Raw genomic sequence first — 14,245 nt, 5'->3', positions numbered from 1 at the left:
TCATGGCCGGCCGATTCGACGTCGCCGCCCGGCTGGCCGAGGGGCGGCCCGCGGTCGACGATCTGCAGACCTATGTGGCCGCGAGTCAGGCGCGTGGCTACGTCGATGCGGCGCTGACACCCAGTGCGCAGATCGGGGAGTGGTACGGCACCGAGGATGGGCTGGATCTGCATGTGCTCGACGCCGACTGCGCGGCCCTGCGGGCTGCGGCACAGACGGCCGAGGAGGCGCTGCGCGTGCTGTCCGAACAGGCCACGGCACTGGAGCATGCGTGGGCCGGCAGCGGCGGGATTGCTGCCGTTGCCTTCCTCCGGCGACACGGTACTGCGGGCGCCGGGGTGGCCGAGGCGGCTCGGCGTGCGGCCGATGCCTGCGCGACGCTGCGCGACCAGCTGTGGAACGTCGTCGACCGCAGGGTGGAGGCAACAGTGGTGATCGATGAGCGAACGCGATCGCAGCGGCCCGGCTGGTTGACCGCGGCCCGCGAGGTGATCGCCGGCGCTCAGGACGACGGCTCGGCAACCGTGATCGATTCCCAGGTAAAGCCGTTCGTGGACAATGATATTCGCGCCGGTTGGGTTCCGGCCATGCGTTCGGCGACTGCCGAGGTCTCGGCCGCCTACCGGGTGGCCAGGGATGCTGTCGACGCGCGACCGCGCGGGTATTTCGAGGTGCCTGGCGACCTGGGGCCGCGGTTTGTGGCACCCGCCGCAGCGGCACCGACGTCCGCGGCTGCGGTGGCTGCCGTTCGTCCGGCAGCAGCCACCGCCGTCGATGACACCTGGCCCGCCGAACCGGGCGCCGCACCGCTGCCCGCATCAGCGCCGGCTCTGCCGTCCGCGTCATTCGCGCCGCCGGCATCGGTTGCACCGGAGCTGTCGCCACCGCCACCGCCGACACCGCCACCGCCACCGCCACCGCCGCCACCGCCGACACCGCCGGCGGCGGCGCTGCCGGTATCGACACCCGAATTCCCCTCTTCCGCACCGGGTCTCGGATCGCTGCCTGGTCTGGGTAGGGGAGTGCCCGGCGGTGGAGTTCCGCAGCGGTTAGGGGGTCTGCTGAGTGATCTGCTCGGTGGGGCGGCCGATACCTCGCCGCCGGAGTCGTTGCCCGACAGCGATATCGGTGATGAGCCGGACCTGGCCGATGGGGAGGACGAACCGAAGGGCGGGACTGACGATCCCGAAGACCCTGAAGACACCGGTGCTCCGCAACCGGCCGCTGACGTCGCCGATGAAGTCGTGGACGAAACGGCCGAACCCTGCGGCGACGACGAGCAAGAACCCCAGCCCGAGCCCGTGCCTGTCGATACCGGATCCGTACCCGCGCCGCCAGTTGCGCAAGCACCCCCGGCCGATCCGGTGGCCGCACCAGCGGGCTCAACACCGTGCGAAATCGCCGCCGACGAGTTGCCGCAAGCCGGGCGGTAAGACACCGTCGGCGATGCTAGGGCCGAGTTCACCATGAGGGCTGTTGGTGGTCGTGATTCTTCGACATTCCACGACCATTGGCGACCCTGATGGTGAACTCAACCCTAGGAGTGCAAAGAGAATGTCAGAGCGCGGTACCCAGCCCGTGGTGATCGCACTGAGCTGGTCACCCCAACCGACTTGTCTGATCACGGCATGACGGTCTAGCTGGTCAGCTCCAGGAGCTGCTCGACGTACGCCACCGATTCCTGCGGGTTGGCCGCAAGCGGGTGGACCAGCAGCGTGGTCACCCCGGCCTCGGCGTAGGCGGCCACGCGTTCGGCCACGAAACCGCGTGGTCCGACCAGGGACACATTGCGTACCAACTCATCCGGTACGGCGTTGACGGCCTCTTCCTTCTTGCCCGCCAGGTAGAGATCCTGGATGCGATCGGCCACCTCGCCGAACCCGTAGCGGGTCGCCAGGTTGTGGTAGAAGTTCTTGCCGCGGGCGCCCATGCCGCCGATGTACAGCGCGAGTTGGGGTTTGGCCCATGCCAGCCTGTCCTCGACGTCGTCGCCGATGGCCAGGCTCGCCGAGACCATCACATCCAGCGGCCCCAGGACGGGATCGCGTTTGGCAAATCCGGCCCGCAGCGCGTCACCCCAGACCGAATCAGCCTTCTCGGGGTAGAAGAACACCGGTTGCCAGCCCTCGGCAATCTCCGCCGTCAACTCGACGTTCTTGGGGCCCAGTGCGGCGATGGTGATCGGAATGTTCTCCCGCACCGGGTGATTGATCAGGCGCAACGACTTACCCAGCCCGGTGCCGCGATCCGCGGGCAGGGGCACTTGGTAGTGCTTGCCGTCGTAGCTGACCTTTTCGCGGCGCCACACCTGTCGGCAGATGTCGACGACCTCACGGGTCCGCCCCAGCGGAGCGTCGAACGGCACGCCGTGGAAGCCCTCCACCACCTGCGGTCCTGAGGTGCCGATCCCGAGCCGGAAGCGGCCGTCCGAGACGTAGTCGAGGCTGGCGGCGGTCATCGCCAGCAGCGTCGGAGTTCTGGTGTAGATCGGCACCACGCCGCTGCCCAGCTCGATCGTCGAGGTCCTGGCGGCCAGGAAACCCAGCTGGCTGATCGCGTCGTAGGAGTAGGCCTCCGCGACCAGGGCGATGTCCACGCCGAGGCGTTCGAATTCGACGACCTCGTCGACGGTCTCGCGAAAGCCGCCCGCATAACTCAGGAAAATGCCTGTCCGCATACCGGATGTATATCACCAACCGGTTGGTCGGCCTAGTGGCGGCCCTACGACTTCAGGAGCGCGAGGACCTTCTCCTCCGGGGTGGCGACAGCCACCTCGGGGTCGATGGCGTCGGTCCTCGGCAGATTCACCTCGGGATCGGCGAAGTCCTTGTAGGTCTTGTCGCCGGTCAGCGTGTACAGTAGGTAACCCGTCAGCAGGGCCCGGACGCTCTTCTGTGTCCGGCGGTCGGAGCCGGCCAGCCCGACGAACTTGGCGATCCGGCGGCCCTCGGCCAATCCGTCCGCCTCCGCCTTGCTGACGATCCGCAGCTCGGCGCCATCCCAGACCCGCGACAGTGTCAAGGCGTTGGAGCGCAGGGTGACCTGGTCGCCGGGCGCGCCGAACACCACGCCGGGCACTTTCAGCGTGGCCGCGGGCTGCTCAGCCGACGGCTTGGTGACCGCGGGGAACACTGCGGCCACCGATTTCACCCGATTCGGCATCCCCGCCGCGGCAAATACGGCAGCTGAACCACCGAAGCCGTGACCGGCTACCGCGACCTTGCCGGGATGCACGCTGATCTTGCCCGGCCCCAGCCGCACCCCGGTGAGGATGTCCAGGGTCGTCCCCAGATCGAACGCCAGGTTGAGCACCGACGGGGCCAGCCCCTTCTCGGTATCGGGTGCCGCGGCGACGATGCCCCACGAGGCGAGGTGCTCGAGGGTGCCCGCATAGCGCGCTGCGGGTGTGAGCCAGTCGTGGCCGAATGCCACCGCGGGCAGGTTCAGCCCGGATTCCGGGGTGTAGACGACGCCGGGAAGACCGGCAAATGCCAGGTCACCACGCAAAATGCGGTAGGGACCGCGCCGGGTCAGAGTTCCGACGAGCTTCTTCGTGCTGGCCACCCGATGACGGTAGCTCACGGGCAAGATTCGGGGGTCGACCCGCCACCTGCATTACTCTGGGCACTCATGTGCGGAATCGTCGGCTACGTAGGGCAGCGGTCTGCCCGCGATGTCGTCATCGACGCGTTGCGCCGGATGGAGTACCGGGGTTACGACTCGTCAGGAGTCGCCCTGCTCGACGGCCACGGCGGGATGACGGTACGCAGGCGCGCGGGCCGGCTCGCCAACCTTGAGACCGCGCTCGCCGAGACGGACCCGGACACGCTGACCGGCAGCACCGGCCTCGGGCATACCCGGTGGGCCACCCACGGACGGCCCACCGACCGCAACGCCCACCCCCATCGGGACGCCGCAGGCAAGATCGCAGTGGTCCACAACGGCATCATCGAGAATTTCGCGACACTGCGTGCCGAGCTCGAGCGGACCGGCGTCGAGTTCGCCAGCGACACCGACACCGAGGTCGCGGTGCACCTGGTGTCGTGGCAGTACCACCACGGACCCACTGCCGGCGATTTCGTGGCCTCGGTGATGTCGGTGCTGCCCCGGTTGGAGGGCCATTTCACCCTGGTCTTCGCCAGTGCGGACCATCCAGACACGATCGTCGCGGCCCGTCGCTCGACCCCGTTGGTGGTCGGTGTCGGCGAGGGCGAGATGTTCCTCGGCTCCGACGTCGCCGCCTTCATCGAATACACCCGCAACGCTGTCGAACTCGGCCAGGACCAGGCCGTGGTGCTGACCGCTGACGGCTACACGATCACCGACTTCCACGGCAACCCCGACGTCGAGTACCGCGAGTTTCATATCGACTGGGATCTGTCGGCCGCCGAGAAGGGTGGCTACGAGTACTTCATGCTCAAGGAGATCGCCGAGCAACCCGCCGCGGTCGCCGACACTCTGCTTGGTCATTTCGTCGACGGCCGCATCGTGCTGGACGAGCAGCGCCTCTCCGATCAGGAACTGCGCGAGATCGACAAGGTTTTCGTGGTCGCCTGCGGTACCGCGTACCACTCCGGTCTGCTGGCCAAGTACGCCATCGAGCACTGGACCCGACTGCCTGTCGAGGTCGAACTGGCCAGCGAATTCCGTTATCGCGACCCCGTTTTGGACCGAAGCACCCTGGTGGTCGCCATCTCGCAGTCCGGCGAGACGGCCGACACCCTCGAAGCGGTACGCCACGCCAAGGAGCAGAAGGCCAAGGTGCTGGCCATCTGCAACACCAACGGCAGCCAGATCCCGCGGGAGTGCGACGCGGTGCTCTACACCCGCGCCGGACCGGAGATCGGTGTCGCCTCGACGAAGACCTTCCTGGCGCAGGTCGCGGCCAACTATCTGGTCGGGCTGGCGCTGGCACAAGCCCGCGGCACGAAGTATCCCGACGAGGTGTTGCGCGAATTCAACGAACTCGAAGCGATGCCGGATCTGATCTCGCGGGTACTGACGTGCATGGAGCCGGTATCGGCACTGGCGCACCGGTTCGCCAAGTCGCAGACCGTGCTGTTCCTGGGCCGCCACGTCGGCTACCCCGTGGCGCTCGAAGGCGCATTGAAACTCAAAGAGCTGGCCTATATGCACGCCGAGGGGTTCGCGGCCGGTGAGCTCAAGCACGGCCCGATCGCGTTGATCGAGGACGATGTGCCCGTCATCGTCGTGATGCCCTCCCCGAAGGGCGCAGCCATGCTGCATTCGAAGATGCTGAGCAACATCCGGGAGATCCAGGCCCGCGGTGCGCTGACCATCGTCATCGCCGAGGAAGGCGATGAGACGGTCCGGCCGTACGCTGATCACCTGATCGAAATCCCGGCGGTGTCAACACTTTTCCAACCGCTGCTGTCGACCATTCCGATGCAGGTGTTCGCCGCGGCGGTGGCGCAGGCCCGCGGCTACGACGTCGACAAACCGCGCAACCTGGCCAAGTCCGTCACCGTCGAATAGTCGCCGCGCTCACGACCAGGTGAGGCCGGTGGCCATAACGTAACCGGTGGACCCGAGGACGCAGGTGAGCATGCACAGACCGAACATGCCAACGGCGAACGGCCACGCCGGTTTTCGCTGCACCAGCCGGACGATGGTGATCACCACTCCGGCGAGTCCGACGGCCGCCAGTGTGAGCACGGTGATCACGACCGCGGTGACCGCGCCGCCGGCGCTGCAGTATGCCGGCTGACAGCTGTCGAGGAACGCCAGGCTGAAGAAGCCGATCAACGCCACGAGGCCGGCGAAAATCACCGTCAGCGCGATCGCCGTGACCGAGATCCCCAAATCGCGTCCGGAGATCGGCGGCTTCGCCTGGGCAGATGGCACCGGGTAGCCGTAGGTCATGGCAGTGATGGTAAACGCTGGTCGGTGGGGCTGGCAGAAGCCTCGGCGGGCTCGGGGGACACCTCCTCCGCTGGGACAGCAGCGGCACGCTCGACGGCCATCTCGTGGCGATAGCCGTTGAGGACGGTGGAGATCAAGGAGATCGAGATGATGGCTTCGGCGATGAAGAAGGATGCGAAGTCGATCACCGAACCGATCGGCGGGCTCCCCGGTACCGCGTTGCGCAGCGGGATCAAGGCGAAGAGTAGGGCGCCCATCATCGAGCAGGCCGTGAAATTGAGACCGCGCCGTCCGCTCTGGACGAAGTAGGCCGCGATGACGGCGGCAGTGGCGAGCCCGAGCATCAGCACCATGATGAAGATGGCGAACACCATCGTCGGCAGGGTGCGGTGGATGGCGAGATTCACCATCGTCCCCCCGGACTGCGCTGCGCCTTGGGACGGGGTGACGCTGAAGAAGGGGTCCGTGCTGAACACGATGACGGCGACCGGCAACTCCGTTCCGTCGGCGCGATCGACATGCATCTCGATGGACGCCTTGTAGCGGTCGAACGGATAGTCGGTGATCGAGCCGTCGAGCGCGATCCGTTGGTCGGCGTCCGGCGCGGAATCGCCGCGCGTGATCTGCGTTCGCCACGTACCGAGCGCATTGGTGACCAACGTGGCGTCTTCGGCGAAGTTACCGTTGTCGTCCGCCAACGAGCCATAGGGCCGGACATCGGTGATGGTCAGCGAGAAGGTATCCGCGGCGGCGTCCACTTTGGTGATCCACAGCGTGGCCTCCACGTGATCGGGGCTGTCGAAATCGCCGAAGAAACTGGTCCGATTCGTGGTGTCGCGGCTGGATCGATAGCCGCCGAGGCTGGCGGAGACGACCAGTACCAACACCAGCACTGCCACGATCAGGCGTCGGATGCCGACGCCACGTGACCAGCCGAGCCGTTTACCCACGAGCGGCAAACTACACCTGTCAGCCCAGGTGTTGCTGAAGGAATGGTCGCAGTAACGCAACGACTGCGGCGAGTCGACTCTCCAGCAGGAAATGGCCGCCGTCGAGCAGATCGATCTCGGCGTGGGGTAGATCCCGAGCGAACGCGAGGGCGCCTGCGGGCCCGAAAATCTCGTCGTTGCGACCCCACACTGCCAGCAATGGAACCTGTGAGGCGCGGAAATACTCGTGTACGCGGGGGTACAACTCGACGTTCGTGCGGTAGTCGGCGAACAGTTCCAGCTGGATGGCGACCGATTTCTCGTCCGAGGCGACCGCGCCGTGGGCGGTGACCCAGGCGTCCGGATCGACCACCGTCGGATCCGAGACGCCGTGGGTGTACTGCCAGGTGATGCCGTCCAGGCTGATGAGATTGCGCAGGACGGCGGCGTTGGCGTCGGACCGGTCGCGGCCGTAGGCGAACAACGGCTCCATGGCGTCACCGACAAAGCCCTCGACGTAGGCATTGCCGTTCTGGGTGACGATCGCCGCGATCCGCTCCGGGTGCCGCAGGGCGAGTCGCCAGCCCACGGGGGCGCCGTAGTCCTGGACGTACAGCGCATATCGGGTCAGGCTGAGGCGGTCGAGCAGCGCGTCGACGTGGTCGGCAAGCGCGTCGAAGGTGTAGTCGAACTCGTCGACGCCGGGTCGCTCGGAATGGCCGAAGCCGGGGTAGTCCGGGGCGATGACGTGGTAACGATCGGCCAGCGCTGGAATCAGATTGCGGTACATGTGCGAGCTCGCCGGTGTTCCGTGCAGCAGCACGATGGTGGGCGCTGCCGCCGAACCGGCCTCCCGGTAGAAGAGTCGCCGCCCGGAGATCTCGGCGAAGCGGTGATGTGTCGCGGTGTCCAAACCGGTCATGACTAACCCCTTTGATTGCTTTATAAGGTTATGTACGTCCGTAGTCAATAGCGTGGAATCTAACCTGTCAAGTGCGCTATGGTGGTTAGTATGAGCATCGAGTGGTCCGACGTCCTGGTCGACGTGCTGAACACCACCCCGGTGGTAGACGGCGCCAACACCGACCTGCTCGAGACTGACGCCGATGCCAGGGACTGGTTGCGTGCCCACGCCGGCGATGGCACCCATATCGCGACGGCCCGCCGGGTTCGCGACGACCTGCAGCAGGTGGTGCGTGGTCACGCCGACGCCGAAGTGCTCAACCGTTATCTGGCCCGGGTGCGGCGAGTGCCGCGGGTGCACGACGACGGGCTGGACTGGGAGTTGGTGGCGGCCGACTGGCCCGCGCAGTTGGTCCTCGCCTGGGGTGAGGTGCAGAGCATCGCGCCTGGTCGACTCCGGCCGTGTGCCAACGGGGAATGTCACCTGTTTCTGCTCGACCGCAGCCGGGGCGGTACCGGCCGCTGGTGCTCGATGAGCGAGTGCGGCAACCGGATGAAGGCCCGCCGCCACTACAGTCGGACGGCGGGTAAGGCGGATTAGAACGGTGGCCGTTCTTCGACCTCGGCGATGCTGGTGTCGATGTCGGCAGCCACGATCGATCGGCGATTGGCTGGTGAACGGGCCAAACATCGCGTTAAAGGCAGGTGCACCACCAAGCCGGGATTACTGCTGAAAAGTCAGATCTCGATCCGCACCTGGGCCGACTGGGATGACGCGCAACCTGGGTTCGTCGAGATCGACCTGGTCTGCCACGACGGCGGCGATCTCACCGGCTCATACGCCTACACGCTGACGGTCACCGATATCGCCACCGGCTGGACCGAGACCGCTCGGTACCGAGCAAAACCGCCAAGGTCGTAACAGCCGCACTCAATAACATCGCCACCACGATGCCGTTCCCGGTCCTGGGCGTGGACTCCGACAACGGATCGGAATTTATCAACCTCACCCTGCTGCACTGGTGCGAACGGCGTCAGATCACTTTCACCCGTGCTCGCCCGGGCAACAAGAACGACGGCTGCCATGTCGAGCAAAAAAACTGGCGAACTGTGGATAACTCGGCGCTGAGTTCGAAAGCCCTGTCGGGACCCAGGGCACCTCCCTGGCCACCTGGGGTCTCAAGCGCTCATGCGGTCATCACGGTCGGTCCTCGGAAGGTCGGCTCGGGGTGAATCCCACCTATCGTCAGTGTTGCCACGTAACCTGTTTGGCGCGTGGCAAGGTTGAACGAAACGGGGGCTGATGCGGCACTACTACACCGCTGAGGCGATCCGCGCCGCCGAAGCCCCGCTGCTGGCCAGCCTGCCCGATGGCGTTCTGATGCGCCGGGCCGCCTTTGGGCTGGCCACCGCCGTCGCGGGTGAGCTTCGTCGTCGGACCCACGGCCTGGCGGGTCGCCGGGTGTGCGCCGTCGTCGGATCGGGGGACAACGGTGGCGACGCGCTGTGGGCCGCGACCCTCCTGCGCCGCCGCGGTGTTGCCGCCGACGCCATCCTGCTCAGCCCCGAACGCACCCATTCCACCGGCTTGACCGCGTTCCGCAAAGCGGGCGGACGAATCGTGGAAAAGATCTCGGGCACAACCGATCTGGTGCTCGACGGTGTCGTCGGCATTTCCGGCTCCGGCCCGCTACGAGCCAACGCGGCAGCGATCTTCGAGAACCTGACCATCCCGGTGGTGGCCGTCGACATTCCGAGCGGAATCGACGTACACACCGGTGCCATCTCCGGAGCCGCCGTGCGCGCCGCGCTGACGGTCACCTTCGGCGGGCTCAAACCGGTGCACGCACTGGCCGATTGCGGTCGCGTCGAGCTCGTCGACATCGGTCTGGACCTTCCGGCGACCGACGTACTCGGCTTCGAGGCGGCCGACGTGAGCGCTCGCTGGCCGGTGCCCGGGCCGAAGGACGACAAGTACAGCCAGGGCGTGACGGGCATCCTCGCCGGATCGTCGACCTACCCCGGTGCCGCGATACTGTGCACGGGGGCCGCGGTCGCCGCCACCTCGGGCATGGTCCGCTACGCGGGAACCGCTGCGGCGGAAGTGGTTTCGCACTGGCCCGAGGTGATCGCTACGCCGAGCCCGGCAACCGCAGGCCGGGTTCAGGCCTGGGTGGTCGGGCCGGGGCTCGGCACCGACGAGGCGGGCGTAGACGCGTTGTCGTTCGCACTCGACACCGATCTGCCCGTCCTCGTCGACGCCGACGGGCTGACCATCGTTGCCGCGCACTCCGACCTGGTACGCAGGCGAACTGCGCCGACGGTGCTGACGCCGCATGCCGGCGAGTACGCCCGGCTGGCCGGGCGCCCGCCCGGCGATGACCGGGTGGGCGCCGCGCGGTCCCTGGCCGACGCGTTAGGCGCGACCGTGCTGCTCAAAGGCAACGTGACGGTGATCGCCGAACCGGGTGGACCGGTGTACCTGAGCCCCGCCGGTCAGTCTTGGGCCGCCACCGCGGGGTCCGGTGATGTGCTCTCCGGCGTCCTCGGTGCGCTGCTGGCCGCGGGGCTGGCGCCGGGCGAGGCCGCGGCGGCGGCCGATTTCGTGCACGCGCGGGCCGCGGGGCTGTCGGCGGCCGACCCGGGACCGGCCGCGGCGCCCACTTCGGCTTCGAGTATCCGCGCCCACATCAGAGCAGCTATCGCATCGCTGGAATCCGCACCAACCCCCTAGGAGGGCACTGATGACCGCACCGAGACACACCCCTTCCCCGACGATCTCGCCCGCCTACACCGGCAGGCTGTCCACGTCGCCCGTCCCCACGCTGCGCCTGCCCGACGAGTGCATGGACCCGGAGGCCGCCTACCGCTTCATCCACGACGAGCTCATGCTCGACGGCAGCTCTCGCCTGAACCTCGCGACATTCGTCACGACGTGGATGGACCCCGAGGCCGAGAAGCTGATGGCCGAGACGTTCGACAAGAACATGATCGACAAGGACGAGTACCCGGCGACGGCGGCGATCGAGCAGCGCTGTGTCTGCATGGTGGCCGATCTGTTCCACGCCGAGAACCTGCGCGACGACGACCCGAGCAGTGCGGTCGGGGTGTCGACCGTGGGCTCCAGCGAGGCGGTGATGCTGGCCGGGCTGGCGATGAGCTGGCGCTGGCGAGCGAAGGTCGGCGACGGGAAGGACGGCTGGCGCACCCGCAAACCCAATCTGGTGATGGGATCCAACGTCCAGGTGGTCTGGGAGAAGTTCTGCCGGTACTTCGATATCGAGCCCATCTACCTCCCGATGGAGGAGGGCCGCTACGTCATCACCACCGAGCAGGTCCTTGGCGCGATCAACGAGGACACGATCGGTGTCGTCGCCATTCTCGGTACCACCTACACCGGTGAGCTCGAACCGATCGCCGAGATCTGCGCGGCGCTCGACCAGGTGGCTGCCGACGGCGGGGTCGACGTCCCGGTGCACGTCGACGCCGCCAGCGGCGGATTCGTGGTGCCGTTCCTGCACCCGGAGATCGTCTGGGACTTCCGGCTGCCCCGCGTGGTGTCCATCAACGTCAGCGGTCACAAATACGGTTTGACCTATCCGGGCATCGGCTTCGTCGTCTGGCGCAGTGCCGAACACCTCCCGGAAGAGCTGGTGTTCCGCGTCAACTACCTCGGCGGCGACATGCCGACGTTCACGCTGAACTTCTCCAAAGGCGGCAATCAGGTCGTCGGCCAGTACTACAACTTCATTCGACTGGGACGATCGGGCTACGCCCAGGTCATGACGGCGCTGTCGAGCACGGCGCGCTGGCTCAGCGACCAGCTGCGCGACAGCGAACACTTCGAGCTCATCTCCGACGGCTCGGTGATCCCCGTGGTGAGCTTTCGGCTCAAGGGCGACCGCGGCTACACCGAGTTCGACGTCTCGCACGCGTTGCGGTCCTTCGGCTGGCAGGTGCCCGCGTACACGATGCCCGACAACGCGACGAACGTCGCGGTGCTGCGCGTCGTGGTCCGTGAAGGCTTTTCAACCGACCTGGCCAGAGCGCTCAAAGACGATGCCTTGACCGTGCTGAAGACCCTCGACGAACTCAAGCCGAACGGACACTTCGACACGCTGCAGCCGTTCTCGCATTGACGTGACGTCTGCCTCGTTTGGGGCGCCAGGGGCAGGGTCTGGGACAATCGACGGTGGTGACCATGACGAAGCCTATTGAACCGATGATGCCTACCGCGCCCAACGCCACGGCCCTGACCACGCCGGCGGCGGTGGTTGACCTCGGCGCGATCGCGCACAACGTGCGCGTCCTGCAACAGCACGCCGGCAGTGCCGCCGTGATGGCCGTCGTCAAAGCCGACGGTTACGGGCACGGCGCCACCCGGGTGGCGCAGGCGGCGCTGGCCGCCGGCGCCGCCCAGCTCGGCGTCGCGACCATCGGCGAGGCTCTGGCGCTGCGTCGCGACGGGATCACCGCCTCTGTGCTGGCGTGGCTCCACCCGCCGGGCACCGACTTCACTTCTGCCGTTGCGGCTGATGTGCAGATCGCGGTGTCCTCGGTCCGCCAGCTCAACGAACTTCTCGAGGCGGTGGCGCGCACCGGAAAGACCGCGGCCGTCACAGTCAAGGCGGACACCGGGCTCAACCGCAACGGCGCCAAAGAGGAGTACCCGGCACTGTTGGTCGCATTGCGCAACGCCCAGGCAGACGAGGCGATCCGGGTCCACGGACTGATGTCGCACCTGGCGCACGGAGACGAACCAGAGCACCCCACCAACGATCTGCAGGCGCAGCGCTTCACCGAGATGGCGGCCCAGGCCCGCGAGTACGGAGTCACCTTCGACGTCCTGCACCTGGCCAACTCGCCGGCCACGTTGACCCGCCCCGACCTGGCTTTCGACATGGTCCGCCCCGGTGTCGCCGTCTACGGACTGAACCCCGTCCCGCAGGGCGGTGAGTTCGGCCTGATCCCCGCGATGACGCTGAAATGCCCTGTCGCGGCAGTGAAGTCCGTCCGCGCGGGCGAAGGAGTGTCCTACGGGCACACCTGGGTGGCCGACCGGGACACCTCGGTTGCTCTGCTCCCGCTGGGCTACGCCGATGGCGTATTCCGTTCTCTCAGTGGCCGTTTCGACGTGTTGATCAACGGCACCCGGCGGCGCAGTGTCGGCCGGATCTGCATGGACCAGTTCATGGTCGACCTCGGACCGGGATCGGTCGACGTTGCCGAAGGCGACGACGCCGTGCTGTTCGGGGCCGGCGGCTCGGGAGAATCCACCGCGCAGGACTGGGCCGATCTGCTGGGGACGATTCACTACGAGGTGGTGACCAGCCCGCGTGGGCGGGTCGTGCGTACCTACCGTGAGGTCGGCGATTGAGCGCCGAGGAGATTGGCCATACCGCCGAGACGGTACGGGGCAGGCGCGGCCGCAAGAACGCGCACTGGCTGGCGGGTATCGCCGGCCTCGGAGCGGTCGGTACCGTCGCCGGGCTGTCCGTGGCCCGGTCGGTGACGCGGCGTGTGACCATCGAAGATCCTTATATCGGTGAGGATTTCGAGCTGATCGACGCCGATCGAGGCGGTGTGGTGACCACGCCGGACGGGGTGGATCTGGCGGTTCGTGAAGTCGGGCCCGCCGACGCGCCGACCACGGTGATCTTCGCGCATGGGTTCTGTCTGCGGATGAGTGCCTGGCACTTCCAGCGTCAACGGCTCGCCGACGACTTCGGCGATCAGGTCCGGATGGTGTTCTACGACCAGCGCGGGCACGGTCAGTCCGGCGACGGGCCCTCGGAGAGCTACACGGTGACGCAGCTGGGTAAGGACCTGGAGACGGTGCTGGCGGTGATGGCACCTCGCGGTTCGGTTGTGCTCGTCGGACATTCGATGGGCGGTATGACGGTGCTCTCGCACGCCCGTCAGTTCCCGCAGCGCTACGGTACCCACGTGGTCGGGGCCGCCCTCATTTCGTCTGCGGCAGAAGGACTATCGCGATCCCCGCTGGGCGAGATCCTGCAGAATCCGGCGTTGGAGGCGGCGCGGTTCGCGGCCCGCTACGCGCCGAAGCTGGTGCACCGCGGGCGCGGGGCGGTGCGTTCGGTGCTGGGGCCGATACTGCAGGCCGCCTCCTACGGCGATCAACATGTCAGTCCGACCGTGGTGGCGTTCTCCGAGGAGATGATCCACGACACCTCGGTGCGGACCATGGTCGAATTCCTGCACGCGCTGGAGGTGCACGACGAGTCGGCCGCCCTGCCGGTGCTGGCGGCAATTCCCACCCTGGTCGCGTGTGGTGACGAAGATGTGCTGACGCTGCCGGACAGATCCGAGGCGATGGTGGCGCAATTACCCAAAGCGGAGCTGCTGATCGTCGGAGGCGCAGGTCATCTCGTGCAGTTGGAACAGCCCGACATCATCGACGACGCTCTGGTCCGTCTCGTCGAACGCGCCACCCCCAATAAGCTGGTGGCGTTGACGCGACGGCTGCGCGATCGGACGCGGTCCCGTGGCTGAGGGCGGGCGCGTTGCGG

Annotated in this window: 12 protein-coding genes and 1 pseudogene; 8 read left to right on the top strand and 5 right to left on the bottom strand. The window is 67.1% G+C overall.

The features are described from left to right. Window positions 1–2: 2 nt before the first annotated feature. Window positions 3–1,433, top strand: coding sequence for a hypothetical protein (locus H7J73_RS15250; protein ID WP_264068292.1), 1,431 nt, complete (start codon window positions 3–5; stop codon window positions 1,431–1,433). 203 nt (window positions 1,434–1,636) lie between these two features. Here the strand turns inward: H7J73_RS15250 and H7J73_RS15245 are convergent, their stop codons facing one another. Further along, complete coding sequence (locus tag H7J73_RS15245) at window positions 1,637–2,677, bottom strand: LLM class F420-dependent oxidoreductase (RefSeq protein ID WP_264068291.1); 1,041 nt, start codon at window positions 2,675–2,677, stop codon at window positions 1,637–1,639. 44 nt (window positions 2,678–2,721) lie between these two features. Then, entirely contained in the window at window positions 2,722–3,564 is an 843-nt protein-coding gene (locus H7J73_RS15240; RefSeq protein ID WP_264068290.1) for a dienelactone hydrolase family protein, read from the bottom strand. Between the two features lie 66 nt (window positions 3,565–3,630). Here H7J73_RS15240 and glmS point away from each other — a divergent pair, with 66 nt between their 5' ends. Continuing rightward, window positions 3,631–5,496, top strand: coding sequence for a glutamine--fructose-6-phosphate transaminase (isomerizing) (gene glmS, locus H7J73_RS15235; protein ID WP_264068289.1), 1,866 nt, complete (start codon window positions 3,631–3,633; stop codon window positions 5,494–5,496). A 9-nt stretch (window positions 5,497–5,505) separates the two neighbouring features. Here the strand turns inward: glmS and H7J73_RS15230 are convergent, their stop codons facing one another. The 3 genes from H7J73_RS15230 to H7J73_RS15220 are packed head-to-tail and all read right to left on the bottom strand — an operon-like array spanning window position 5,506 to window position 7,734. Next, a complete protein-coding gene (locus tag H7J73_RS15230) occupies window positions 5,506–5,883 on the bottom strand; it encodes a hypothetical protein (protein ID WP_264068288.1) in 378 nt (125 codons plus the stop codon). Beyond that, on the bottom strand, window positions 5,880–6,833 hold the full coding sequence (locus H7J73_RS15225) for a DUF8686 domain-containing protein (RefSeq protein ID WP_264068287.1): 954 nt from the start codon (window positions 6,831–6,833) through the stop codon (window positions 5,880–5,882). Before H7J73_RS15225 ends, H7J73_RS15230 begins: the two co-directional genes overlap by 4 nt. Before the next feature lie 19 nt (window positions 6,834–6,852). Then, window positions 6,853–7,734, bottom strand: coding sequence for an alpha/beta fold hydrolase (locus tag H7J73_RS15220; RefSeq protein ID WP_264068286.1), 882 nt, complete (start codon window positions 7,732–7,734; stop codon window positions 6,853–6,855). A 90-nt stretch (window positions 7,735–7,824) separates the two neighbouring features. Here H7J73_RS15220 and H7J73_RS15215 point away from each other — a divergent pair, with 90 nt between their 5' ends. The 6 genes and pseudogenes from H7J73_RS15215 to H7J73_RS15190 all read left to right on the top strand — a co-directional run bounded on the left by H7J73_RS15215 (window position 7,825) and on the right by H7J73_RS15190 (window position 14,228). Further along, window positions 7,825–8,316 carry a CGNR zinc finger domain-containing protein gene (locus tag H7J73_RS15215; RefSeq protein WP_264068285.1) on the top strand — a complete coding sequence of 164 codons (492 nt, stop codon included), beginning with the start codon at window positions 7,825–7,827 and terminating at the stop codon, window positions 8,314–8,316. Between the two features lie 18 nt (window positions 8,317–8,334). After that, window positions 8,335–8,828, top strand: a pseudogene (locus H7J73_RS15210) (integrase catalytic domain-containing protein); the annotation flags it as partial. 190 nt (window positions 8,829–9,018) lie between these two features. After that, window positions 9,019–10,449 (top strand): NAD(P)H-hydrate dehydratase, encoded by a 1,431-nt coding sequence (locus tag H7J73_RS15205; RefSeq protein ID WP_264068283.1) that lies wholly within the window; start codon window positions 9,019–9,021, stop codon window positions 10,447–10,449. A gap of 10 nt (window positions 10,450–10,459) precedes the next feature. Next, entirely contained in the window at window positions 10,460–11,854 is a 1,395-nt protein-coding gene (gene gad, locus H7J73_RS15200) for a glutamate decarboxylase (protein WP_264068282.1), read from the top strand. Window positions 11,855–11,937: 83 nt separating this feature from the next. Continuing rightward, window positions 11,938–13,092: an alanine racemase gene (gene alr, locus H7J73_RS15195; RefSeq protein ID WP_264068540.1), complete on the top strand. Its 1,155-nt coding sequence runs from the start codon at window positions 11,938–11,940 to the stop codon at window positions 13,090–13,092. A gap of 11 nt (window positions 13,093–13,103) precedes the next feature. Further along, complete coding sequence (locus H7J73_RS15190; RefSeq protein WP_264068539.1) at window positions 13,104–14,228, top strand: alpha/beta fold hydrolase; 1,125 nt, start codon at window positions 13,104–13,106, stop codon at window positions 14,226–14,228. Window positions 14,229–14,245 lie beyond the last annotated feature (17 nt).

Source organism: Mycolicibacterium komossense (assembly GCF_025822605.1).
In the GTDB taxonomy this organism is placed as follows: domain Bacteria; phylum Actinomycetota; class Actinomycetes; order Mycobacteriales; family Mycobacteriaceae; genus Mycobacterium; species Mycobacterium komossense.
This window is presented reverse-complemented; position numbering and strand designations above follow the sequence as displayed.